Annotated in this window: 18 protein-coding genes; 9 read left to right on the top strand and 9 right to left on the bottom strand. The window is 64.8% G+C overall.

The window, feature by feature from the left end; genetic code table 11:
* The first annotated feature begins 41 nt into the window (after nucleotides 1-41).
* Together B3349_RS07005 and B3349_RS07000 are read left to right on the top strand one after the other, a co-directional pair.
* Complete coding sequence (locus tag B3349_RS07005) at nucleotides 42-671, top strand: DUF1415 domain-containing protein (RefSeq protein ID WP_291587581.1); 630 nt, start codon at nucleotides 42-44, stop codon at nucleotides 669-671.
* Nucleotides 671-1,627, top strand: a complete 957-nt coding sequence (locus B3349_RS07000; RefSeq protein ID WP_291587579.1) for a class I SAM-dependent methyltransferase — start codon at nucleotides 671-673, stop codon at nucleotides 1,625-1,627. Before B3349_RS07005 ends, B3349_RS07000 begins: the two co-directional genes overlap by 1 nt.
* A gap of 70 nt (nucleotides 1,628-1,697) precedes the next feature.
* Here the strand turns inward: B3349_RS07000 and B3349_RS06995 are convergent, their stop codons facing one another.
* From B3349_RS06995 to B3349_RS06960, 8 genes are all read right to left on the bottom strand, one after another.
* A complete protein-coding gene (locus B3349_RS06995; RefSeq protein WP_291587577.1) occupies nucleotides 1,698-3,656 on the bottom strand; it encodes a sensor histidine kinase in 1,959 nt (652 codons plus the stop codon).
* Complete coding sequence (locus B3349_RS06990) at nucleotides 3,653-4,348, bottom strand: response regulator transcription factor (RefSeq protein WP_291587575.1); 696 nt, start codon at nucleotides 4,346-4,348, stop codon at nucleotides 3,653-3,655. Before B3349_RS06990 ends, B3349_RS06995 begins: the two co-directional genes overlap by 4 nt.
* A 103-nt stretch (nucleotides 4,349-4,451) precedes the next feature.
* On the bottom strand, nucleotides 4,452-6,635 hold the full coding sequence (locus B3349_RS06985) for a TonB-dependent siderophore receptor (RefSeq protein WP_291587573.1): 2,184 nt from the start codon (nucleotides 6,633-6,635) through the stop codon (nucleotides 4,452-4,454).
* A gap of 317 nt (nucleotides 6,636-6,952) precedes the next feature.
* Nucleotides 6,953-7,948: a Bug family tripartite tricarboxylate transporter substrate binding protein gene (locus tag B3349_RS06980; protein ID WP_291587571.1), complete on the bottom strand. Its 996-nt coding sequence runs from the start codon at nucleotides 7,946-7,948 to the stop codon at nucleotides 6,953-6,955.
* Between the two features lie 141 nt (nucleotides 7,949-8,089).
* Nucleotides 8,090-8,830 carry an SDR family NAD(P)-dependent oxidoreductase gene (locus B3349_RS06975; protein WP_291587569.1) on the bottom strand — a complete coding sequence of 247 codons (741 nt, stop codon included), beginning with the start codon at nucleotides 8,828-8,830 and terminating at the stop codon, nucleotides 8,090-8,092.
* 55 nt (nucleotides 8,831-8,885) lie between these two features.
* On the bottom strand, nucleotides 8,886-10,097 hold the full coding sequence (pcaF, locus tag B3349_RS06970) for a 3-oxoadipyl-CoA thiolase (RefSeq protein ID WP_066540345.1): 1,212 nt from the start codon (nucleotides 10,095-10,097) through the stop codon (nucleotides 8,886-8,888).
* Nucleotides 10,098-10,196: 99 nt separating this feature from the next.
* Complete coding sequence (locus B3349_RS06965; protein WP_066540347.1) at nucleotides 10,197-10,862, bottom strand: 3-oxoacid CoA-transferase subunit B; 666 nt, start codon at nucleotides 10,860-10,862, stop codon at nucleotides 10,197-10,199.
* Between the two features lie 23 nt (nucleotides 10,863-10,885).
* Complete coding sequence (locus B3349_RS06960; RefSeq protein ID WP_291587565.1) at nucleotides 10,886-11,587, bottom strand: 3-oxoacid CoA-transferase subunit A; 702 nt, start codon at nucleotides 11,585-11,587, stop codon at nucleotides 10,886-10,888.
* A gap of 151 nt (nucleotides 11,588-11,738) precedes the next feature.
* On the opposite strand from B3349_RS06960, the gene B3349_RS06955 reads away from it, so the two are divergent.
* From B3349_RS06955 to gltD, 4 genes are all read left to right on the top strand, one after another.
* Complete coding sequence (locus B3349_RS06955; protein WP_291587563.1) at nucleotides 11,739-12,524, top strand: IclR family transcriptional regulator domain-containing protein; 786 nt, start codon at nucleotides 11,739-11,741, stop codon at nucleotides 12,522-12,524.
* Between the two features lie 592 nt (nucleotides 12,525-13,116).
* On the top strand, nucleotides 13,117-13,896 hold the full coding sequence (locus tag B3349_RS06950) for a transposase (RefSeq protein WP_291587561.1): 780 nt from the start codon (nucleotides 13,117-13,119) through the stop codon (nucleotides 13,894-13,896).
* Between the two features lie 227 nt (nucleotides 13,897-14,123).
* Nucleotides 14,124-18,857, top strand: coding sequence for a glutamate synthase-related protein (locus B3349_RS06945; protein ID WP_291587559.1), 4,734 nt, complete (start codon nucleotides 14,124-14,126; stop codon nucleotides 18,855-18,857).
* Nucleotides 18,858-18,930: 73 nt separating this feature from the next.
* Nucleotides 18,931-20,406, top strand: a complete 1,476-nt coding sequence (gene gltD, locus B3349_RS06940) for a glutamate synthase subunit beta (protein ID WP_291587557.1) — start codon at nucleotides 18,931-18,933, stop codon at nucleotides 20,404-20,406.
* Nucleotides 20,407-20,564: 158 nt separating this feature from the next.
* On the opposite strand, the gene B3349_RS06935 is transcribed toward gltD, so the two are convergent.
* Complete coding sequence (locus B3349_RS06935) at nucleotides 20,565-21,050, bottom strand: DUF3293 domain-containing protein (RefSeq protein ID WP_291587555.1); 486 nt, start codon at nucleotides 21,048-21,050, stop codon at nucleotides 20,565-20,567.
* A gap of 155 nt (nucleotides 21,051-21,205) precedes the next feature.
* Between B3349_RS06935 and B3349_RS06930 the strand changes: the two genes are divergently transcribed.
* From B3349_RS06930 to B3349_RS06920, 3 genes are all read left to right on the top strand, one after another.
* Nucleotides 21,206-22,015: an amino acid ABC transporter substrate-binding protein gene (locus B3349_RS06930; RefSeq protein WP_291587553.1), complete on the top strand. Its 810-nt coding sequence runs from the start codon at nucleotides 21,206-21,208 to the stop codon at nucleotides 22,013-22,015.
* A gap of 158 nt (nucleotides 22,016-22,173) precedes the next feature.
* A complete protein-coding gene (locus B3349_RS06925; protein WP_291587551.1) occupies nucleotides 22,174-22,827 on the top strand; it encodes an amino acid ABC transporter permease in 654 nt (217 codons plus the stop codon).
* Between the two features lie 16 nt (nucleotides 22,828-22,843).
* Entirely contained in the window at nucleotides 22,844-23,596 is a 753-nt protein-coding gene (locus tag B3349_RS06920; RefSeq protein WP_291587931.1) for an amino acid ABC transporter ATP-binding protein, read from the top strand.
* Nucleotides 23,597-23,632: the final 36 nt, after the last annotated feature.

Genomic DNA, 23,632 nt, shown 5'->3' with positions numbered 1-23,632 from the left:
GAGAGGGGGCGTTGCGCCCCCATTTGCTTTTTGGGGCCCACATGACCGATACCACCATCCAGACCGACGCAGACCAGCCATCCTTTCCCGAAGACATGGTGATCGCCGACACCGTGCGCTGGCTGGAGCGGGCCGTGATCGGCCTGAACCTGTGTCCCTTTGCCAAGGGCGTGCATGTGAAGGGCCAGATCCACTACGTCGTCAGCCAGGCCACCGATGCCGAAGGTGTGGCCAATGACCTGCACCGCGAGCTGGAAGCCCTGGCCGAGACCAACCCCGAAAAGCGCGATACCACGCTCCTGATGCTGCCCGAGGCGCTGCAGGATTTCCTGGACTTCAACGACTTCCTGGAAATCGCCGATGCCATGGTGGAAGAACTGGATCTGGGGGGCATTTTGCAAGTGGCCTCGTTCCATCCGCGCTTTCAGTTCGAAGGCACGGATGTGGACGATGTGACCAACTGCACCAACCGTTCACCCTATCCCACGCTGCACCTGATCCGTGAGGAGAGCATCGACAAGGCCGTGGAGGCCTTCCCCGAGGCCGAGATGATTTTCGAGCGCAACATGGAAGTGCTGGAAGACATCGGCCTGGAAGGCTGGCTGGATCTGGACGTGGGCGCACGCTGCCCGGTGGCCGGCCACGGCGAACCCCAGAAGGCAGGCAACTGATGGCCAGGCACGACAAGAAAGGCCAGGGCGCCGCGAACACCGCCCCCTCGGCCAAGCCGGCGGCCCAGGACATTGCGGCCCAGCTGGAGCTGAAACCCGGCCAGAGCATCGCCTTGCTCAAGGCCTTGCACATCCTCACGCGCGACGGCAAGCTCAACCAGGATTCGCGCCGCAAGCTCAAGCAGGTCTACCACCTGTACCAGTTCATCGAGCCCCTCCTCAAGGAGCTGGGCGCAGACGATCACGCCGTGACGCTGGCGGACCATGGCGCGGGCAAGTCGTATCTCGGCTTCATCCTGTACGACCTCTACTTCAAGGCCCAGGGCCAGGGCCGCATCTACGGCATCGAGACCCGCGCACCGCTGGTCGAGGCGTCACAGAAGCTGGCGGCCGATCTGGGCTTCGAGCGCATGGAGTTTCTGAACATGTCGGTGGCCGAATCCACCCAGGCCGACTTCATGCCCGAGCGCTTTGACGTGGTCACGGCCCTGCATGCCTGCGACACCGCCACCGACGATGCCATTGCCTTCGGCCTGGAGAAAAAGGCCAAGGCCATGGTGCTGGTGCCCTGCTGCCAGGCCGAAGTCGCGGCCTGCCTGCGCCAGACCAAGGCATTGAGCCTGGCACGCACGCCGTTGGCCGAACTGTGGCGCCACCCCATCCACACGCGCGAGATCGGCAGCCAGGTCACCAATGTGCTGCGCTGCCTGTACCTGGAAGCCAGTGGCTACCAGGTGACGGTGACCGAGCTGGTAGGCTGGGAGCACAGCATGAAGAACGAGCTGATCGTGGCCCGCTACACCGGCCACAAGAAACGCGCGGCGGCCGAGCGCCTGCAACAGCTGCTGGCCGAGTTCGGGCTGGAGGCATTGGCGCAGAGCCGCTTCAAGCTGCCGCAACACCCGGTCGCGCAGGCCGCATCGGTGGCTGCCGTTGCTGCGGAAAATGCAGCCTGAGTTGGCGTTGTCCAGAGTGCTGATGGCCTGCGCCTGAACGCTGGCGGCTTCCAGCGCGGTTAGCCGTACTTCACGGCGTTGGCACTTGCGGTATGGGCAAGGGCGCCGATGTACGGGGCACGGGCAGAGATGCTGCAGCGCCCTGCTCCGCCAGCGGCAGGCAGGCTTCGATCACGGTGTTGCCGGGGCGGGAGCGGACATGCAGTGCGCCCCCCATGCGCTCCATGCGCGCCCGCATGCTGGACATGCCGATGCCCAGGCCGGCGCGCAGTGCGGTCGGGGCATCAAAACCGATGCCGTCATCCTCGATGCACAGCACCAGTTGGGTCGCATCCGGATACCGCAGGTTGACCCGCACCATGCGCGCCTGGCTGTGTTTGACGATATTCGTCAGCGCTTCCTCGGCCACCCGGGCCAGCAGCATGCACTGCAGGGCGCTGGGCGGGGTATCCCATACTGGCGGCGCCAGCCATTCGGAATGCATGTCCAGATCGTCGAACAGGGTGGCAAAGCGGTAGCGCAGCGGAATGGTCCATTCCTCGGGCGTGGTCGGTGCGTTGGCACCGATGCTGCCATCGCTGTCCACCACCTGGCGCAGGTCATCGCGCAGCAGCTTGAGCATGGACAGATAGCGCTCCTTGGACGGCGGCGCATCGCTTTGCTCCACCAGCATGATGGAGCGCACGATCTGCCCGCCCAGTCCATCGTGCAGGTCCTGTGCCAGCTGCAGGCGTTCCTGCAGATGGGCGTTGGCCAGTGCCAGCGCATGTTCCTGGGAGAGTGTGGTGTTCAGCTCGTCGCAGGCACGGGCCACGGTCTCGCTCAGCTCCTGGTTGAAGCGCTCGATGCGTTGCGCATCCTGCAGAATGCGCCGGCGCATCAGCACCGCCGACAGCAGCATGAACAGCAGGGCGGTGTAGGCGCTGTAGAAATCGCGGCTGGGCCAGATTTCCACTACCACCAGCAGATCGCGCACGCCCATCGAGACCATCAGCAGCAGATAGACGGCCACGAACCGGTGCTGCAACTCCCCTGTGCGCCACGCATGGCGGATCACCAGCACGGTATTGCCCAGGAAGATCAGGGTGTAGAGATCGGCAGCACGCTGCATGGGAAACCACCCCGGGCTGGCCACCACCACGGCGAAGGCCACCAGGGTCAGCGCGCCCAGGCGTTGCAGCTGGACCCGTGACAAAGGGCTGGCAATCAGCTGCCAGCAGAACACCGCGAAGCTGGCAATGAAACCGATATAGGCCAGGTGGTTGGCCCGGGCCATGGTCAGGCTGTCTGGAAAAGGCCAGGTCTCGGTCAGCAGCACATTGCTGCCGAACAGCACCCAGCACAGCGACACCAGCGCATACCAGCCCAGCAGAGCTTGCTTGCGCCGCGGCAGCCACACCACCAGCGCCATGATGCCCAGGGTGGCGGACAGGGTGAGGTTCAGCTGGAACAGGGTGCGGGTGTTCCATTCATGGTGGCGCTGGCTGGCGAGCATGGCGTCGGGGGAGCCCACGTCCACCACGCCCAGGCCAGGGCTGAGCTCCGGCACTCCGACCACGCGGACCCAGATGGTGTTGCTTCCCTGGGGCTGCAGGGAGGATTGGGGCAGTACCCAGGTACGGGCAGTGGTCCAGGAGCGGGATAGCGGCTCCTGCAGATGGTGGTCGCGCCAGATCAGATCCTGGTTGCTGTAGACCTCGCCGGCCATGTTGATGGAATCCACGATCATGGCAATGGGCTCGGTTGAGGGGCAGTCCGAGCGCCAGGTGATGCGGTACCAGACCGGGCTGCTGTGGCCGGGCCAGCGGCGCGACCAGTTGTCCGGCAAGGTGACGGTTTCCCAGCCCTGGCTGGGGGGGCGGGTGGCATCGGTATCCGCACGGGCTGCCATGATGCTGTCGACCCGGGCGTTGCATGCCATGGCGGCGGCACTGGCATGGGCCGCCGGCAGCCAACACAGCCAGGCAAGCAGCAGACTGCACAGCCACCAGGAGCTGCGCGCCAGGCAGTGCCCGCCGAAACCTGTCATCGCGTCAGCAGTCCCCGTGCGCGGGCTTCGCTTACGGCACGCATGCGCGAGCTGACTGCCAGTTTGCGGTAGATGTTGCGTACATGGGCTTCCACGGTGTGGCGCGAGATGAACATGCGCTCGGCAATCTCACGGTGGGTCAGGCCGCTGGCCACCTGGTTGAGGATGTCGATCTCGCGTGTGCTCAGCACGGCATCGGAGTCCGCGGCGGCTGGGGGCTCGGCCGGTGCTTGCTGTTGCTGGAATTCGGTGATGACGCGGCGCGCGATAAACGGGTCGATGGGCGCGCCACCGCGCAGCACGCTGCGGATGGAGAGGGTGACTTCCAGGTCGTCGCGTTCCTTGAGCACATAGCCGGTGGCACCGGCGCGCAGGGCGTTCAGGATGGCTTCCTTGGTGCTCCAGGCGGAGATCACCAGAATGCCCATGACAGGGTCGCTGCTGCGCAGCTCGCCAATCAGTTCCGTGCCATTGCCGTCCGGCAGACCCAGATCGACCAACGCGAGGGCAAAGTGCTGCTGCGCTGCCAGCTGGCGCGCCGGGCCCAGGGCACAGGCGAAGTGCAGCATGTCAGGCTGGTAGCCCAGGCTGCCCAGGATCTGTCGCAGCCGTTGCTGGATCAGGGCGTCGTCTTCCACCACCAGCACAGGGGTTGGCAAAGGGGCGGGTGTGGCGGGTGGAATGGCGGACATGGTGTTCAAAGAGTGCGTGCAGGGCGCGTTGCGCGCACTATCGCTGCTGGAGCCGATGTTGCCAATCCCGAAACATAGGTAATTGCAGGGCGGTGCCGGGTGCTCAATACCGGTAGCGCAGCGTGGCCTGCCAGCTGCGCGGCGGTCCATAGGCGGTGAACATGGGCGCTTCGATGCTGCGGTAATAGCGCTTGTCCAGCAGATTGTGCACGTTCAGCTGCAGCTGCCAGTGTGGCGTGATCTGGCGTGCCGCCATCAGCCCCACCAGGGTGTAGGAGGGCTGGCGGATGCGGTACTGGTAGCCGCTCAGGGTGTCCAGACCCGCGTTTGCGGTGCTGCTTTGGCGGTAGAGGCTGCCGCCCACACGCCAGGCGCTGTCCGGCAGGCGGTAGACCGTGCTCAGCTGCCACTGCAGGCGAGGCAGTTGCGGCTCGTAGCGCTGGCCTTGTTTCTGCGGGTCCTGGGTATGGCGGCTGCTGACCAGGGTGGTGCTGGCCGACAGCTGCCAGGCAGGGGTGACCTGCCCTTGCAGCTGCAGGGTCACGCCGCGGCTGCGCACCTGCTCGATGCTGCGAAAGCACGCCACACCAGGGTAGCTGGGGCAGGTGACTTGCTGGTATTCCTGCTCCAGCGCATGGCGCTGGGTGGCCTGGAACAGGTGGATGCCAGCCTGCAGGCGCTGGTCCAGGTAGCGGCCCTGCAGGCCGGCGCCGTAGGTGCGCCCGGTGGTCGATGGCAGCACCTGGCCCGTCATGTCGCGTTCGGTGCGGGGCTGGAAGATGTCCGACGTCTGCAGGTAGGCGCTGTGCCGGGCATCCAGCTCCCACACCAGACCGGCGTAGCGGCTGAAGTGCTGCAGGCGGTCCTGGTCGGTGCGCTGCAATGGCATCCGGAAATTGTCGGCCACCAGCCCGGTATGGCGGTAGCGGTCCCAGCGCCCGCCCAGGGTCAGCTGCAGCCGCTCGTGCAACTGCAGCTGTGTGGCCAGCCAGGCTCCGGTCTGCGTAGGGTCCAGCGTCTGGCGGTAGCGGTAGGCATAGGCCGACAACAGGCCCAGATTCGGCGCCGCCACGTTGGCCATGGGGGCGTAGACGTTCAAGCCGGTGATCCAGTTGGGCGCTGTCCAGCCCTGGCCGGAGGTGTCGCCCCGGCGGTGGCTCAGGCCCAGCGCCAGTTGGTGGGTGCGTCCGGCAAAACGCCACGGGCCGCGCAGCGATACGGCGTAGCTGTTTTCTTCCTGGCTGGAGTTGTACTGTCCCAGGCTTTGTCGCATGGCCGTGGGGGTGCCGCCGTTCAGGTAGGTGCCCAGGTATTCCAGCTGGGAGTGCAGTCGCAGCAGGTCGGCGCGCAGGCGCCAGCCGCTGTCCCATTCATGTTCCAGCTGGGCAAAGGCGGTGTCGGTCTGCTGTCGCCAGTATTCCCAGTCGTAGCCCAGGTAGGTGGAGCGGGGCAGGTGCAGGTCGCTGCCGTCGGGGGCGGTGGGGATTTCGCTGAGCGAGTCGCGGTGGATGTTGCGCTGCTGGCTGGCCCCCAGGCGCAGCGTGGTCTGGGCGGCAATGTCGGCTTCGACCACGCCGTAGTAGCTGCGCTTGCGGCTGGCCATGCTGTCCATGTAGCTGTGGTGGTTGTTCGCGTCCACCACCGCACGGGCACGCAGGCTGCCGGCGGCATTCAGCGGTCCGGAGGCGTCGACCATGGCTTCGTGCTGGTTCCAGCGGCCGGCACGCAGCTGCAGTTCCACGCGCGGCTGGGCCGTGGGCAGCTTGCGTACCAGATTCAGCGCGGCAGAGGGAGTGCCCATGCCACTCATCAGGCCCGAGGCGCCCTGAACCACTTCCACCCGGTCGTACAGGGCCAGGCTCTGGCTCAGATCGAAATTCTTGTCGGAGCTGACGCTCATGCCGTCCACCATCCAGTGGCTGAGCGCAAAACCCCGGGCGTACAGTTGCCCGCGTGACGCGCTCAGGCCGGCCGAAAGTGCCGCCAGGTCCCGCACCGACTGCGCGTCCTGGTCGTTGAGCAGGCTGCGGGTCAGCACCTGCACGGGCTGGGGGGTGGCCTGGCTGCGCAGTGCCAGCCCGGTGGCCGTGGCACTGGGGGCAGTGCTCAGGTAGTGGTCACTGCCTTCGGTGGTGGCAGGTGCCGGGGCGGTGATGTCGACCGTGCCCAGGGTGGCTGCGGCCGGTGCAGCGTCCTGCTCCGCCAGTGCGGGCAGGGCTGCGGCCAGGCATGCCAGTGCCAGGATGGTGCGTGCACACGCCGGGCGGTCCACGGCAGGGAAAGGCAAGGCAGAGGGCGAGGCGGGGCAGCAGGACACGGCAGGGGACGCAAGTACGCAGGGGCAGCAGCAAAGGTGGGATGTTAGGTGACGACTGATGACAATTCGTCACGTTGTGATGCAAAAAGCACGCCTGCACTTTTCTTTGGCGGGCTGAGCTGTCCGTGCTTGTCTTGTGCCCCTGTTTTGTATACAGAATTTGGGGTGCCCATAAAAAACGCGCCTGCACAGCCCGCTACAGGCTGTGACAGACGCGCAAAGGAGGAGATATGTCGACGTCGCGGGACGTCGACGGCAGCGCAACCCGGGCGCTGCCGCGTCGGCGATCAGACCTGAGCGCCAGACTCCTTGACGACCTTGCCCCACTTGGCGGCTTCGGACTTGATATAGGCATCGAACTGGGCCTGGGTGTCGATCACCACATCGCCGCCCTGGTCCTCGATCTTCTTGACCACGGCGGGGTTCTTCAGCACCTTGACCAGCGCGGCGTGGAGCTTTTGCTGCACATCGGCAGGGGTCTTGACCGGGGCCCACAGGCCGAACCAGGAAGTGGCCTCGTAGCCCGGCACGCCGGCTTCGGCGATGGTCGGCACGTCAGGCAGTTCACGCGAGCGCTTGGCCGTGGTCACGGCGATGGGGCGCAGCTTGCCGGAGCGCACATGCTGGATGGCGGAGGGCATGTTGTCGAACATCACCGAGATCTGGTTGCCCAGCAGGTCGGTCATGGCTGGGGCGCTGCCCTTGTAGGGCACGTGCACCATGTCCACCTTGGTCATGGACTTGAACAGTTCGCCCGACAGGTGCACGGAGGAGCCGCTGCCCGACGAGCCGAAGTTCACCTTGCCCGGATTGGCCTTGGCGTAGGCGATCAGTTCCTTCACGTTCTTGAACGGCTGGGCGGGGTTGGCCACCAGCAGGTTGGGCACGGTGGCCACGCGGCTCAGCGGCGCGAAGTCCTTGATCGGGTCAAAGGGCATCTTGCTGTAGAGCGACTGGTTGATGGCGTGGGTGCCCACGGTGCCCATGAACAGGGTGTAGCCGTCGGCGGACGCGCGGGCGGCGGCCATGCCGCCGATGTTGCCGCCGGCGCCGGGACGGTTGTCGATGATCACGGGCTGGCCCAGTTCTTCACCCAGGTACTGGCCGACGATGCGGGCCAGGATGTCGGTGGTACCACCGGCCGAGAAGGGGACGATGATGTTGATGGGCTTGCTGGGGAAGGCGCCCTGGGCAGCCGCACCGCCGGCCACGGCCAGGGTGGCCGCGGCGGCCAGCAGCTTCAGACCATGGCGGCGCGAGAAAGAGCGGGTGGATTCAAACATCAAAGTCTCCAGTACACGAGGAAAAGACCCCTGCGCACCCTGCTGGCCAGGGCCAGGCACGCACGCCGGGGGTGGTGGCCGTGCATGCGTGGCACGGCCATCCGGGGGAATCGGGAAAGCGAAACAGGTGGCGGCAGATGGTCAGACCGGGGCCACGCCCAGCGTGGTTCCGCCGCACACATACAGCACCTGGCCGGTGACAAAGCCGTTGTCGGGCGACAGGAAGAACAGTGCCGCGCGGGCCACGTCTTCGGGCGTGCCCATGCGGCCCACGGCGATGCTGTTCAGGATGCGCTGCGTCTGCGGCGCGCCATCCGGGTTGCTGTTCTTGAACAGCTCGGTGGCAATGGGGCCGGGGCCGATGGCGTTGACGGTGATGCGGTCGCGGCCCAGCTCCATGGCCAGGGTGCGCGTCATGCCGATCAGGCCGGCCTTGGTGGCCGAATACACAATGCGTTCGCCCTTGCCCAGTGCGGCACGCGACGACATGTTGACGATGCGGCCTTCGCCGCAGGCGCGCAGCGCGGGCAAAAAGGCCTGCACCAGCAGCATCGGGGCACGCAGGTGCAGACCCACCACATCATCGAGCTGGGCCGAGGTGGCCGTGTCGATGGTGCCGGGTCGGGTGGCGCCGGCGTTGTTCACCAGTGCGGTCACGTTGTGTGCGGCCGCAATCTTTTCGGCTGCGGCCTGGGTGGACTCGGCGTTGGTCAGGTCGGCCTGGTAGGACACCAGGCGTTCATGGCTCCAGCTAGGCAGCACATAGTCCAGGTTGACCACGGTGCGGCCCTGGGCCAGCAGGGCTTCGGCGATCGAACGGCCAATGCCGTTGCTGGCGCCGGTCACCACGGTGCAGGCGGTCGATTGGGGGGCTCGGCTCATGCAAGGTCTCCTGAGCGATAAACGTTGTTGCCTGGTTCCGGTTCGGGGAAAAGGCTCAGACCTTTTCCAGAATCACGGCAATGCCCTGGCCCACGCCGATGCACATGGTGCACAGCGCATAACGGCCGCCCAGCGTGTGCAGCTGGTTCACGGCGGTGGTGGCGAGGCGGGCACCGGATGCACCCAGGGGGTGGCCCAGAGCGATGGCGCCGCCCCACTGGTTGACGCGCTGGTCGTCATCGGCAATGCCCAGGTCGCGCAGCACGGCCAGACCTTGGGCGGCAAAGGCTTCGTTCAGCTCGATCACATCCATGTCGGCCAGTGTCAGGCCGGTCTGGGCCAGCACCTTGCGCACGGCAGGGGCGGGGCCGAAACCCATGATGCGGGGAGCGACACCGGCGGTGGCCATGCCCACCACGCGGGCGCGGGGCACCAGGTTGTATTGCTGGGCGGCTTCTTCGTTGGCCAGCAGCAGGGCGCAGGCGCCGTCGTTCACGCCGCTGGCATTGCCGGCGGACACCGTGCCGTCGGGACGGACCACGCCCTTCAGCTTGGCCAGCGCTTCCAGCGTGGTGGCACGGGGGTGTTCGTCCTGGCTCACCACAATGGCATCGCCCTTCTTCTGGGGGATGACCACGTTGACGATTTCCTTGGCCAGGTAGCCGGCAGCGATGGCCGCGGCAGCCTTTTGCTGGGAAGCCAGGGCCATGCGGTCCTGGGCTTCGCGTTCGATCTTGAAGTCGTCGGCCACGTTCTCGGCGGTTTCGGGCATGGAGTCCACGCCGTACTGCTGCTTCATCAGCTTGTTGATGAAGCGCCAGCCGATGGTGGTGTCATACACGGCATTGCTGCGGCTGAAGGCGCTTTCGGCCTTGGGCATGACGAACGGGGCGCGGCTCATGGATTCCACACCGCCGGCAATCATCAGGCGGGCTTCGCCGGACTTGATGGCGCGGGCGGCAGAACCCACGGCGTCCAGGCCGGAGCCGCACAGGCGGTTGATGGTGGAGCCGGGCACATCGATGGGCAGACCCGCCAGCAGGCTGGACATGCGGGCCACGTTGCGGTTGTCTTCACCGGCCTGGTTGGCATTGCCGTACAGCACATCGTCCACGGCCTTCCAGTCCACACCGGGGTTGCGCTCCATCAGCGCCTTGATGGGCAGGGCGCCCAGGTCGTCGGTGCGCACGCTGGACAGTGCACCGCCGTAGCGGCCGAAGGGGGTGCGGATGGCGTCGCAGATGAAGGCTTGGGGGGTGTTGCTCATGGTGTTGTCTCCGATGTGCGGTGGCCGGTGGGCCGGTCGATGTTCAAGAAATGGGGCGTCCTGCGCGCCAGTCGAGCGACGGGCGCAGAGGAGGGGCGTTCAGGCCGCGACGGCGGCGGCCGGTGCGGCGATGGGCAGGCCGACGATGCGTTCCAGTTCGGCGTGGCTGAGACCGTCCACGGTGTCCACCAGGCGCAGGCCGGAAGGCGTGCATTCCAGCGTGCACAGGTCGGTGTAGATGCGCTTGACGCAGCCCAGGCCGGTCAGCGGGTAGCTGCAGGCGGAAACGACCTTGCATTCGCCGGTCTTGGTCAGCAGGTCCATCATCACCCAGGTGGCCTTGGCGCCGACGGCCAGGTCCATGGCGCCGCCCACGGCGGGAATGGCGCCGGGCTCGCCCGTGCTCCAGTTGGCCAGGTCGCCCGTGGCCGAGACCTGGAAGGCCCCGAGCACGCAGATGTCCAGGTGGCCACCGCGCATCATGGCGAAGCTGTCGGCGTGGTGGAAGAAGCTGCCGCCTGCCAGCAGCGTGACGGGCTGCTTGCCGGCGTTGATCAGGTCATAGTCTTCCTGGCCTTCGGCCGGGGCAGGGCCCATGCCAAGGATGCCGTTTTCCGACTGCAGCACCACCTCGCGGTCGGCGGGGATGTAGTTGCCGACCAGCGTGGGCTGGCCGATGCCCAGGTTCACATAGGCACCGTCGAAGATGTCTTGGGCGACGCGGGCGGCGAGTTCGTTCTTGCTGCGCTTTTGGTAGCTGCTCATGAGGTATCTCCTTGATTCGCGGCTTAGGCGGCTTGTTTGAAACCACCGGCCTGGGTGGCCACGAACGGAATCTGGACGATGGAGTTCACATAGATGCCGGGGGTGACCACGGCTTCGGGATCCAGCTGGCCCAGCTCCACGATCTCGTGCACGGTGGCGATGGTGTGCTTGGCAGCCACGGCGCACACGGGGCCGAAGTTGCGTGCGGCCATGCGGTAGGTCAGATTGCCCCAGCGATCGCCCTTCTCGGCCTTGACCAGTGCCACATCACCGTAGATGGGGTACTCCAGCACATAGTGCTTGCCGTTGATTTCGCGGGCTTCCTTGCCGTTGGCCAGTTCGGTACCGTAGGCCGTGGGGCAGAAGAAGGCACCAATGCCGGCGCCGGCGGCGCGCATGCGCTCGGCCAGCGTGCCCTGGGGCACCAGTTCCAGCTCGATCTTGCCGGCACGGTACAGGTCGTTGAACACCCAGCTGTCCGCCGTGCGCGGGAAGCTGCAGATGATCTTCTGCACCAGACCGCTTTGCAGCAGGGCCGCCAGACCGGTGTAGCCGTTGCCGGCGTTGTTGTTGACCACGGTGAGATTGCGGGCGCCATGGGCAATCAGACCGTCGATCAGCTCGTTGGGGTTGCCAGCGGTGCCAAAGCCGCCGATGAGGACCACGTCCCCGTCTTTGACGACCGAAACGGCTTCGGCAATGGTGTCGGTGATTTTGTTGATCATGTGTTGTCTCCTGCTGACATGAACCCTTCGCGGTGCGGGCGAAGGCGTTAAAATGTTCGCATATAGAACAAAAGTTCGCTAAAAGAATTATAGGGAAGGGCTTTGCCTTTCCGCGCCTGTAGAAACCACATCAGGGAAAACCCTTGTAGCTATGGAAAACGAAGCACAAAAACCAAGCGACAGCTACGTTCAGTCGTTTGCGCGGGGGCTGGAGGTGATCCGCTCCTTCAGCGCTCTCTCGCCAGTGCAGACACTCAGCGAGGTCGCCGCGCGCACCGGCATGACGCGCGCCGGCGCCCGCCGCATCCTGCTGACCTTGCAGACCCTGGGCTATGTGCACAGCGACGGCAAACATTTCCGGCTGACGCCGCGCATCCTGGACCTGGGCTTTGCCTACCTCAGCTCCATGCCGCTGTGGAGCCTGGCTGGCCCGGCGATGGAAGGCCTGGTGGATGCGGTGGGTGAATCCTGCTCGGCCGCCGTGCTCGACGGGCTGGATGTGGTCTATGTGCTGCGCGTGCACACCCACAAGATCATGAGCACCAACCTGGGGGTGGGCTCGCGCCTGCCGGCGTTCTGGACCTCGCTGGGCCGCGTGCTGCTGGCGGCCCAGCCCGATGCGCAGGTGCAGGCGCTGATGGACCGCTGCCCGCGCAGCCAGTTCACCCAGCTGACGCAGACCAGTGACGAGGCGCTGTGGGCCGCCATCCGCCAGACGCGCAGCCAGGGCTGGTGCCTGCTGAACCAGGAGCTGGAGGAAGGGCTGATTTCCATCGCTGCGCCGGTGCGCAACAGCCTGGGCCAGACAGTGGCAGCGCTCAATATCAGCGGCCAGGCCAACCGCACCAGCGCCGAGATGATGCAGCACCAGTTGCTGCCGCAGTTGCTACGCACCTGCGACACCATCTCGCAACTGCTGCGGGCGGCGGGGCGCTGAACAGGAGGGGCACTAGGAGTTCTGTGCGGGTCTGCCGTGCAAGGACCTTCTGGCCCATTGTCTGACCCGCCTGTCGGCGTGACCGACGGGCCACCGATTCTGATTCTGCTGCTCCCGGTGGATGCACCGCTGGAGCGGTCCTTGCGCTGCGTGCGCGCTTGCCACCGGCATGCTCTGGAACCGGTGGCGCCTGCACGCCGATCCGGTGTGGAGGTTGTCCATGTAGCGCGTTGCCCGCGCAAGCGCGGCGATGCGGTGTCGACTGCCGCGCGGGCGTATGGGGAGTGCCGTGGCTGCGTGGCAGCGGCGGCCACGCTGCCCGCAGCGCAGAGGTACAGGATGCTCCTGTTTTGATAGAGTGCAGCCAGGCTGTGCCGTGCGCTGTGGAGGCCGGGCTGCCATCCAAACGATGGGCTTGTGCCAGCCACACGGTGTGTGGGCGTCGTGTGGAGACAGGAACTCCTCCGACAAATGGTCACCGTTACGCTGCGCATAATGTATTTCAACCTTGTGCACTGCTGTTGATAGCCAAAACCTATTCTGGTCGGCGCACAGCGATGTGGTGTGCCCCCTCTTCAACCTGTGACGCTCCATGGCCCGCTTGCCCCGACTGACACTGCCTGGAATGGCCCATTACGTGATCCAGCGTGGGAACAATCTGCAGCCCATTTTTGAGGACGTGCAGGACTACGAGACCATGAAGGATCTGATGCGCGAGATGGCGCGGCGCTTCCAGGTCGATCTGCATGCCTATGTGCTGCTGCCGGCGCAGTTCCATGTGCTGGCCACGCCCGAGACGGAAGAAGGTCTGCCGTTGTTCATGCAGTCGGTGGGACGCAGCTATGTGCGCTATTTCAACAACCGCCATGGCCGCAGCGGCACCTTGTGGGAAGGACGCTACCGCTCCACCGTGCTGGAAGCCTCGGCGTATCTGCTGCCCTGCATGGTGGTACTGGAAACCCAGCCGGTGGCCGAAGGCCTGGTGGGGCGGCCGCAGGACTACGTCTGGTCCAGCTATGCGCACAACGCAGGCGTGCAGCAGGACAGCCTGGTGCGCTCCCATGCCCAGTACTGGGCGCTGGCCAATACCCCGTTCGCCCGGGAAGCCGCTTACCAGCGCACGGTGGAGCATGGGGTGTCGGCGGCCGTGGCAGAAGAGGTGCTGGCGGCGGCCAGCAAAGGCTGGGCCCTGGGATCGCCGGATTTTGTGGCGCAACTGCAGCACCAGACCCAGCGGCGCCTGACCCGGCGGCGTCCGGGGCGGCCGGCGCAGCGGCCGGTTGATGCCAGCCCGCCACAGGGAGACGACGCCAGTTCGTCACCATCTGCAACGGCAGCAGAGGCGGTGTTTGCCCCATATCGGGGCGGTTGATCTTTACTGTGTATTGAATTTGCACTTTATTGGTGCATTTCGGCGTGTGAGTAGGTGCTTGCGTGCTGTGCGGCTTTCTTTTGGTGCATTCGATATGTCCCTAATTAAAATGGAAATGAAGATTTTTATTTTTAATTAGTATCTGACCCCAATTAAATTTTCTTGCATAGGTTTATGCGGTGTCGTACTCTCGCGTTCCCTGCGATAGATAAATAGAGGAAAACCCCATGACTACGGCTGCCGAAATTGCCCACTTGCAAGAGCACGGGCTGTACGCCAAGAGCAATGAACACGACGCCTGCGGTCTGGGCTTCGTGGCCCATATCAAGGGGCAGAAGCGCCATGACATCGTCCTGGGCGCGCTGAAGATCCTCGAGAACATCGACCACCGCGGCGCCGTGGGTGCCGACCCGCTGATGGGTGACGGTGCCGGTATCCTGATCCAGATTCCCGACCAGCTCTACCGCGAAGAGATGGCCAAGCAGGGCGTGGAACTGCCGCCCGCCGGCGAATACGGCGTGGGCATGATCTTCCTGCCCAAGGAACACGCTTCCCGTCTGGCTTGCGAACAAGAGATGGAGCGCGCCATCAAGGCCGAAGGCCAGGTGCTGCTGGGTTGGCGCGATGTGCCGGTGAACCGCGACATGCCCATGTCGCCCACCGTGCGCGAAAAGGAACCCATCCTGCGCCAGGTCTTCATCGGCCGTGGCTCCGACGTGATCGTCCAGGACGCGCTGGAACGCAAGCTGTATGTGATCCGCAAGACCGCATCGGCCGCCATCCAGAACCTGGGCCTCAAGCACAGCAAGGAATACTACGTTCCCAGCATGAGCAGCCGCACCGTGGTCTACAAGGGCCTGCTGCTGGCCGACCAGGTAGGCGTGTATTACAAGGACCTGGCCGATGAGCGCTGCGTCTCGGCCATCGGCCTGGTGCACCAGCGTTTTTCCACCAACACCTTCCCCGAATGGCCGCTTGCCCACCCCTACCGCTATGTGGCCCACAACGGTGAAATCAACACCGTGCGCGGCAACTACAACTGGATGGTGGCGCGCGAAGGCGTGATGGCCTCGCCCGTGCTGGCCGACGACCTGCAGAAGCTCTATCCCATCAGCTTTGCCGGCCAGTCCGACACCGCCACCTTCGACAACTGCCTGGAACTGCTGACCATGGCTGGCTACCCCATCAGCCAGGCCGTGATGATGATGATTCCCGAGCCCTGGGAACAGCACGAAGCCATGGACGAGCGCCGCCGCGCCTTCTATGAATACCACGCGGCGATGATGGAGCCCTGGGACGGTCCCGCTTCCATCGTGTTCACCGATGGCCGCCAGATCGGCGCCACGCTGGACCGCAACGGCCTGCGTCCTTCGCGCTATGTGGTGACCGAAGACGATCTGGTCATCCTGGCTTCCGAAGCCGGCGTGCTGCCCGTGCCCGACAGCAAGATCGTGCGCAAATGGCGCCTGCAGCCCGGCAAGATGCTGCTGATCGACCTGGAACAGGGCCGCATGATCGAGGACGACGAGCTCAAGGCCAACGTCGTCAACACCAAGCCCTACAAGCAGTGGATCGAGAACCTGCGCATCAAGCTTGACCAGGTGCAGGTGCCGGCCGACTTTGTCGCGCCCGCCAAGCCTGCGCTGACGCTGCTGGACCGCCAGCAGGCCTTCGGCTTCACCCAGGAAGACGTCAAGTTCCTGCTGACCCCCATGGCCAAGAACGGCGAAGAGGGTGTGGGCTCCATGGGCAACGACAGCCCGCTGGCCGTGCTGTCGGACAAGAACAAGCCGCTGTACAACTACTTCCGCCAGATGTTCGCGCAGGTGACCAACCCGCCGATCGACCCCATCCGCGAAGCCATCGTGATGTCGCTGGTGTCCTTTGTGGGCCCCAAGCCCAATCTGCTGGACATCAACCAAGTCAACCCGCCGATGCGTCTCGAGCTGCAGCAGCCCATCCTCGACTTCGAGGGCATGGCCAAGCTGCGCGAGATCGAGAAGTACACGCACGGCAAGTTCAAGAGCGCCACCATCGACATCACCTACCCGCTGTCGTGGGGCCGTGAAGGCGTGGAAGCCAAGCTGGCTTCGCTGTGCGCCCACGCCGTGGACGAGATCAAGGGCGGCGCCAACATCCTGATCATCAGCGACCGCAACGTGAGCGCCACGCAGGTGGCCATCCCCGCGCTGCTGGCACTGTCGGCCATCCACCAGCACCTGGTGCGGGAAGGCCTGCGCACCACCGCCGGTCTGGTGGTGGAAACCGGCTCGGCCCGTGAAATCCACCATTTCGCCGTGCTGGCCGGCTACGGTGCCGAAGCCGTGCACCCCTATCTGGCGCTGGAGACCCTGGCCGACCTGTACCAGGAACCCGTGGACGGTCTGGATGCCGACAAGGCCATCTATCACTACGTCAAGGCGATCGGCAAGGGCCTGTCCAAGATCATGTCCAAGATGGGCGTGTCCACCTACATGTCCTATTGCGGCGCGCAGCTGTTCGAGGCCGTGGGCCTGAACACCGCCACCGTGGACAAGTACTTCACCGGCACCGCCAGCCGTGTGGAAGGCATCGGCGTGTTCGAGATCGCCGAGGAAACCATCCGCAACCACGTGGCCGCCTTCAGCGACGACCCGGTGCTGGAAACCATGCTGGACGCCGGCGGCGAATACGCCTGGCGCGCCCGTGGCGAAGCCCACATGTGGACGCCCGACGCGATTGCCAAGCTGCAGCATTCCACCCGTGCCAACAACTTCAGCACCTACAAGGAATACGCCCAACTGATCAACGACCAGAGCAAGCAGCACATGACGCTGCGTGGCCTGTTCGAGTTCAAGTGCGATCCCGCCACGGCCATTCCGGTGGACGAAGTGGAGTCCGCAGCTGAAATCGTCAAGCGTTTTGCTACCGGCGCCATGTCGCTGGGCTCGATCTCCACCGAAGCCCACGCCACCCTGGCCGTGGCCATGAACCGCATTGGCGGCAAGAGCAACACCGGTGAAGGCGGCGAAGATCCCAAGCGCTACCGCAACGAGCTCAAGGGCATCCCCATCAAGCAGGGCGAAACCCTGGCGTCCATCATCGGCAAGGCCCAGGTCGAGTCCGATATCGAGCTGCGCGAAGGCGACAGCCTGCGCTCCAAGATCAAGCAGGTCGCTTCCGGCCGCTTTGGTGTGACGGCCGAGTACCTGGTGTCCTCCGACCAGATCCAGATCAAGATGGCCCAGGGCGCCAAGCCCGGTGAAGGCGGTCAGCTGCCGGGCGGCAAAGTGTCCGAATACATCGGCATGCAGCGTTACTCGGTGCCCGGCGTGGGCCTGATTTCGCCTCCGCCCCACCACGACATCTACTCCATCGAGGATCTGGCCCAGCTGATCCACGATCTGAAGAACGTGGCTCCGCACGCCGACATCTCGGTGAAGCTGGTGTCCGAAGTCGGTGTGGGCACGATTGCCGCCGGCGTTGCCAAGTGCAAGAGCGACCACGTGGTGATCGCCGGTCACGACGGCGGCACGGGCGCTTCGCCGCTGTCGTCCATCAAGCATGCCGGCGGTCCCTGGGAAATCGGCCTGGCCGAAACCCAGCAGACCCTGGTGCTGAACCGCCTGCGCGGCCGTATCCGCGTGCAGGCCGACGGCCAGATGAAGACCGGTCGCGACGTGGTCATCGGCGCGCTGCTGGGTGCCGACGAGTTCGGCTTCGCCACCGCTCCGCTGGTGGTGGAAGGCTGCATCATGATGCGCAAGTGCCACCTCAACACCTGCCCCGTGGGCGTGGCCACGCAAGACCCCGTGCTGCGCGCCAAGTTCACCGGCAAGCCCGAGCATGTGGTGAACTACTTCTTCTTCATCGCCGAAGAAGTGCGCCAGATCATGGCCCAGCTGGGTCTGCGCAAGTTCGACGAACTGATCGGCCGCTCCGACCTGCTGGATACCCGCAAGGGCGTGGAACACTGGAAGGCCCAGGGCCTGGACTTCAGCCGCCTGTTCTACCAGCCGAGCGTGCCCGCCGAAGTGGCGCGCTTCCATGTCGACAAGCAGGACCACCTGCTGGACAAGGCGCTGGACGTGAAGCTGATCGAGCGCTGCAAGCCCGCGATCGAGCACGGCGAGAAGGTGCGCATCATGGAAGTGGCGCGCAACGTGAACCGTTCCGTGGGGGCCATGCTCTCCGGCGCCGTCACCCGTGCGCATGCCGAAGGCCTGCCAGACGACACCATCCGCATCCACTTCGAAGGTACGGGCGGCCAGTCTTTCGGTGCCTTCCTGTGCAAGGGCGTGACGCTGAACCTGACCGGTGAAGCCAACGACTACACCGGCAAGGGCCTGTCCGGCGGCCGCGTGGTGGTGCGCCCCAGCCATGAATTCCGTGGCAGCTCGGTGAGCAACACCATCGTGGGCAACACCGTGATGTTCGGCGCCACCCGGGGTGAAGCCTTCTTCAGCGGCGTGGCCGGCGAGCGCTTTGCCGTGCGCCTGTCGGGTGCCACGGCGGTGGTCGAAGGCGTGGGTGACCACGGCTGCGAATACATGACTGGCGGTACCGTGGTGGTGCTGGGCAAGACCGGCCGCAACTTTGCCGCCGGCATGAGCGGCGGCGTGGCCTATGTCTACGACGAAGACGGCAAGTTCGCCGAGCGTTGCAACACCGCATCCGTCAAGCTGGACAAGGTGCTGCCGCACGAAGAATTCGTCAGCAGCATCGACCCCGGTGTGTGGCACAACGGCCAGAGCGACGAGCAACAACTGCGCGCCATGGTCGAAGCCCACAGCCGCTGGACCGGTTCGCAGCGCGCCCGTGACCTGCTGGACAACTGGGCCGCAGCGCGTGCCAAGTTCGTCAAGGTCTTCCCGACCGAGTACAAGCGTGCACTCGGCGAAATCTATGAACGCAAACAGAAGGAAAAGCAAGCTGCATCTGCGCAAGCCACTCCCAAAAAAGAAGCGGTAGCGGCCAAGTAAACACGGCCCGAACGCGGCGGCCCAGGCGGGCCGTCGCACCGCCAGCGAACACAGATTTCAAGGAATACACACCATGGGTAAGACCACCGGCTTTATGGAATACGACCGCATCGAAGAGGGCTACGCCTCGGTTGCGGAACGTCTGAAGAACTACAAGGAATTCGTCATTGCACTGACGCCCGAGCAGGCCAAGATCCAGGGCGCGCGCTGCATGGACTGCGGCACCCCGTTCTGCAACAACGGCTGCCCGGTCAACAACATCATTCCGGATTTCAACGATCTGGTGTACCGCGGCGACTGGGAGAACGCGATCAAGGTGCTGCACAGCACCAACAACTTTCCCGAGTTCACCGGACGCATCTGCCCGGCGCCTTGCGAAGCCGCCTGCGTGGCCAACATCAATGGCGATGCCATCGGCATCAAGTCCATCGAACATGCCATCATCGACCGCGCCTGGGATGAAGGCTGGGTCACGGCCCAGAAGCCCAAGCTGCTGACCGGCAAGAAGGTGGCAGTGGTCGGCGCCGGCCCTGCGGGCCTGGCTGCCGCCCAGCAACTGGTGCGTGCGGGCCACGATGTGACCCTGTTCGAGAAGAACGACCAGGTCGGTGGTCTGCTGCGCTACGGCATCCCCGACTTCAAGCTGAACAAGTCCAACATCGACCGCCGTGTCGAGCAACTGGTGGCCGAAGGCCTGAAGATCCGCACCGGCGTGCTGGTGGCGGGCAAGGATGGCCTGGGCAAGGACAGCAAGGTCACCAACTGGGCCAAGGAAACCATCGCACCCGAAACGCTGATGGCCGAATTCGACGCGGTGCTGCTGACCGGCGGTGCCGAGCAGTCGCGTGACCTGCCCGTGCCCGGCCGCGATCTGAAGGGCGTGCATTTCGCCATGGAGTTCCTGCCCCAGCAGAACAAGGCCACGGCCGAAGGCAAGTACAAGGGCCAGATCCGCGCCGACGGCAAGCACGTCGTGGTGATCGGCGGTGGTGACACCGGCTCCGATTGCGTCGGCACCTCCAACCGCCATGGCGCCACCAGCGTGACCCAGCTGGAGTTGATGCCCATGCCGCCCGAGCAGGAAAACAAGCCCCTGGTGTGGCCGTACTGGCCGCTGAAGCTGCGCACCAGCTCCAGCCACCAGGAAGGCTGCGAGCGCGAGTTCGCCATCGGCACCAAGGAATTCATCGGTGAAAAGGGCCAGCTGACGGCCGTGAAGACCGTGCGCCTGGAGTGGAAAGACGGCAAGATGGCCGAGGTCGCCGGCTCCGAGCAGATCATCAAGGCCGACCTGGTGTTCCTGGCCATGGGCTTTGTTTCGCCGGTGCAGACCGTGCTGGATGCCTTTGGTGTGGACAAGGACCAGCGCGGCAATGCCAAGGCCACGACCGATCTGATCGGCGGCTATGCCACCAGCGTGCCCAAGCTGTTCGCCGCAGGCGACATCCGCCGCGGCCAGTCGCTGGTCGTCTGGGCCATCCGTGAAGGTCGCCAGGCTGCCCGTGCCGTGGACGAGTTCCTGGTGGGCGCCAGCCAGCTGCCCCGCTGAGCGCCGGTCTGGCCTGTGTGGCGGCCCGAGGGCCGCTGTGCAGGCCGCTGCCGTACAGCCCTCAGCCTTTGCGATGTCTGTCGCAAAGGCTTTTTTGCATTTCGGGCCAGCACAGGAGGCGGGGAGGGGACGGTGGACTCAGGCCGCGCCCTGTGCTGTCAGCGCAGCAGCAACAACCGGGGCACGGCGTCGCGGTCCACCGTCAGCACGGCGTTCTGCTCCCAGCGCTGGCCCCAGGCGCGGGACTGGGCGGCGTCCATGTGCCAGACCAGCAGGCTGTCTTCACCCGGCCACTGACCCAGCGGGTCACGGCCCAGGGCGGGGGCCCAGCTCCAGCCGTCCTGCTGCAGTGCCGCACGCAGCGCCTGCATGCGGCGTTCGTTGTCTGCGGGCGACAGTGCGGCGCCCAGCGGGTTGCAGGCCGTCAGCAGACAGGTCTGCCGGGCGTCGCACTGCTGCATGGCGTGCTGCAGGGCAGGCGAGTGCACATCCACTTGCAGCCTGCAGGCGATGGCATGGGCGGGCAGCGCCACGTCGTACCAGGCCTGGCGGTAGGCCTGCACCAGGGCTGCGGGCAGCAGGGTGGGGCGGCCGTCGGCACACAGGTGCGTGGGCTGGGTGGTGGATGCAGGACGAAGTGGCATGGGCTTGCAGGAAATGGGATGCGCGCCATGGCGCTCTGGGCGACAATAGCGGATTCGTCCGGCAGCGGAACAGCCTGGGGGCGTACACCACGCTTCTTGCAGCCAGTTCCGGTCGCGCCGTTTGCAGGTCTTTCATCACCTTTTCTTTCGACACCATGAAGAAACGCACCCTCCTGGCCACGGTGGCCCTGACTGCTTTGCTGGCCGCCTGCGGCAAGAATGAACCTGTCTCCACGGCAGCGGCCCCCGAAGCCGCTCCCGCACCGGCTGCCGTGAGCAAGCTGGTCGTTGGTCTGGACGACAACTTCCCGCCCATGGGTTTCCGTGACGACAAGAACGAGCTGGTCGGTTTCGATATCGACATGGCCAAGGAAGTCGCCAAGCGCGCCAATATCGAAGTGGAATTCAAGCCCATCGACTGGAACGCCAAGGAAGCCGAGCTGCTGGGCAAGCGCGTGGACGCACTGTGGAACGGTCTGACCATTCTGGAAGAGCGCAAGGAAAAGATCCTGTTCTCCGATCCCTACATGGTGAACAAGCAGATCATCATCGTGAAGGCCGGCTCGGACATCAAGGGCAAGCCTGACATGGCTGGCAAGACCGTGGGCGCCCAGGAAGGCTCCAGCGCCGTGACCGCCATGTCCAAGGACAAGGAACTGTCGGACAAGTTCAAGGAAACCAAGCTGTTCGGCGACAACATCGCGGCCCTGATGGACCTGGAAGCCGGCCGCCTGGACGTGGTGGTGGTGGATGAGGTGGTGGGCCGTTACCTGGTCAACAAGAAGCCCGACAACTACACCGTGCTGGCCGACGACTTCGGTACCGAAGACTACGGTGTGGGCTTCCGCAAGGACGACGAAGCCACCCGCAACAAGGTCAACGACGTGATCGCCGAGATGAAGAAGGACGGCAAGGCCGCTGAAATCGCCAAGAAGTGGTTCGGCGCTGACGTCATCAAGCACTAAGTCTTACCGACGGTGCTGTACCGGCAATGCCTGGCATTGCCGGTTTTTTTTGCTTTGCGACGACAATCGCGTCCTGGCATGCGGGTTGCACCCGCCATGTCCGGCGCCTGTGCCTGTGGCAGCTGCCCTTCACCCAAGCGCCACCTTGAAGGCCATCGATGGATTATGTAATTTCGCTTTTGGGGCCCATGTCTGCCGGTGCCCTGGTTACGCTCAAGCTGTTTGTCATCACGCTGATCCTGTCCATCCCGCTGGGATTGGCATTGGCATTGATGCGTATTTCCCGTTTCAAGGTGCTCAGCAGCCTGGTGGGCGGCTATATCTGGCTGATGCGCGGCACGCCGCTGATGCTGCAGATGCTGTTTATCTACTTTGCCCTGCCCTTTGTGCCGGTGGTCGGCGTGCGCCTGCCGGACTTTCCGGCCGCCGTGGTGGCGTTCGCGCTGAACTACGCGGCCTACTTCGCTGAAATCTTCCGTGCCGGCATCCAGTCGGTGGACCGGGGCCAGTATGAAGGCGCCAAGGTGCTGGGCATGAGCTATGGCCAGACCATGCGCCGCATCGTGCTGCCGCAGATGTGGTCGCGCATTCTGCCGCCGGTCAGCAACGAGACCATCACCCTGGTGAAAGACACCTCGCTGATCTATGTGCTGGCGCTGAACGACCTGCTGCGCGTGGCGCGCGGCGTGGTGCAGCGCGACTTCACGTTCACGCCCTTCATTGTGGCGGCCTGTTTCTATCTGGTGATGACGCTGGTGCTGACCTGGATCTTCCAATACCTCGAAAACCGCCATGCCAAGTACGAAGCCTGAAGCCATGTCCGAAGTGATGATTTCTGCCCAGGGCATTCACAAAGGCTTTGGCGGCACGCCGGTGCTCAAGGGCGTGTCGCTGGAGCTGGCGCGTGGCGAGGTGGTGGCCATCATCGGACCGTCGGGCTCGGGCAAGAGCACATTCCTGCGCTGCCTGAACCACCTGGAGACCATCGACCGCGGCACCATCACCATCGAAGGCGAGGTGCTGGCGCGCTCGGACGGCGAGGCCAAGGCCCAGTATGTGAGCGAGGCCGAAATCCGCCAGATCGGTCGCAAGATGGGCATGGTGTTCCAGTCCTTCAATCTGTTCCCGCACCTGACTGTGCTGGAGAACATCATCGAAGCGCCGATCATCGTCAAAGGCATGAAGCGCGACGCCATCGTGCCCAAGGCCGAGGCGCTGCTGCAGAAGGTCGGCCTGCTGGAAAAGCGCGATGCCTATCCCAACCGCCTGTCGGGCGGGCAGAAGCAGCGCGTGGCCATTGCCCGTGCGCTGGCCATGGACCCGGACATTCTGTTGTTCGATGAACCCACTTCGGCCCTGGATCCGGAGCTGACCGGTGAAGTGCTGCGCACCATGCGCGAGCTGGCCGAAGAGCACATGACCATGCTGGTGGTCACCCACGAAATGGGCTTTGCCCGCGAAGTGGCCAACCGCGTGATCTTCATGGACGGCGGCCACATCGTGGAACAGGGGCCGGCGGCAGCGTTCTTCGCCAACCCGCAGCAGGCCCGTACCCGCGCCTTTCTGCACAATATGTTGTGATGCAGCAACACTCTGCTCCGTGGCTGTCACAGCGCA

The organism is Comamonas sp. UBA7528, assembly GCF_002479375.1.
Taxonomy (GTDB): domain Bacteria; phylum Pseudomonadota; class Gammaproteobacteria; order Burkholderiales; family Burkholderiaceae_C; genus Comamonas.
Note: the sequence above shows the minus strand (reverse complement) of the source record. Positions and strands in the feature narration are given on the sequence as shown.

Coding starts and splice junctions, on each gene's coding strand:
- B3349_RS07005 (WP_291587581.1), top strand. CDS start 42: ATGACCGATACCACCATCCAGACCGACGCAGACCAGCCATCCTTTCCC.
- B3349_RS07000 (WP_291587579.1), top strand. CDS start 671: ATGGCCAGGCACGACAAGAAAGGCCAGGGCGCCGCGAACACCGCCCCC.
- B3349_RS06995 (WP_291587577.1), bottom strand. CDS start 3,656: ATGACAGGTTTCGGCGGGCACTGCCTGGCGCGCAGCTCCTGGTGGCTG.
- B3349_RS06990 (WP_291587575.1), bottom strand. CDS start 4,348: ATGTCCGCCATTCCACCCGCCACACCCGCCCCTTTGCCAACCCCTGTG.
- B3349_RS06980 (WP_291587571.1), bottom strand. CDS start 7,948: ATGTTTGAATCCACCCGCTCTTTCTCGCGCCGCCATGGTCTGAAGCTG.
- B3349_RS06975 (WP_291587569.1), bottom strand. CDS start 8,830: ATGAGCCGAGCCCCCCAATCGACCGCCTGCACCGTGGTGACCGGCGCC.
- pcaF (WP_066540345.1), bottom strand. CDS start 10,097: ATGAGCAACACCCCCCAAGCCTTCATCTGCGACGCCATCCGCACCCCC.
- B3349_RS06965 (WP_066540347.1), bottom strand. CDS start 10,862: ATGAGCAGCTACCAAAAGCGCAGCAAGAACGAACTCGCCGCCCGCGTC.
- B3349_RS06960 (WP_291587565.1), bottom strand. CDS start 11,587: ATGATCAACAAAATCACCGACACCATTGCCGAAGCCGTTTCGGTCGTC.
- B3349_RS06955 (WP_291587563.1), top strand. CDS start 11,739: ATGGAAAACGAAGCACAAAAACCAAGCGACAGCTACGTTCAGTCGTTT.
- B3349_RS06950 (WP_291587561.1), top strand. CDS start 13,117: ATGGCCCGCTTGCCCCGACTGACACTGCCTGGAATGGCCCATTACGTG.
- B3349_RS06945 (WP_291587559.1), top strand. CDS start 14,124: ATGACTACGGCTGCCGAAATTGCCCACTTGCAAGAGCACGGGCTGTAC.
- gltD (WP_291587557.1), top strand. CDS start 18,931: ATGGGTAAGACCACCGGCTTTATGGAATACGACCGCATCGAAGAGGGC.
- B3349_RS06935 (WP_291587555.1), bottom strand. CDS start 21,050: ATGCCACTTCGTCCTGCATCCACCACCCAGCCCACGCACCTGTGTGCC.
- B3349_RS06930 (WP_291587553.1), top strand. CDS start 21,206: ATGAAGAAACGCACCCTCCTGGCCACGGTGGCCCTGACTGCTTTGCTG.
- B3349_RS06925 (WP_291587551.1), top strand. CDS start 22,174: ATGGATTATGTAATTTCGCTTTTGGGGCCCATGTCTGCCGGTGCCCTG.
- B3349_RS06920 (WP_291587931.1), top strand. CDS start 22,844: ATGATTTCTGCCCAGGGCATTCACAAAGGCTTTGGCGGCACGCCGGTG.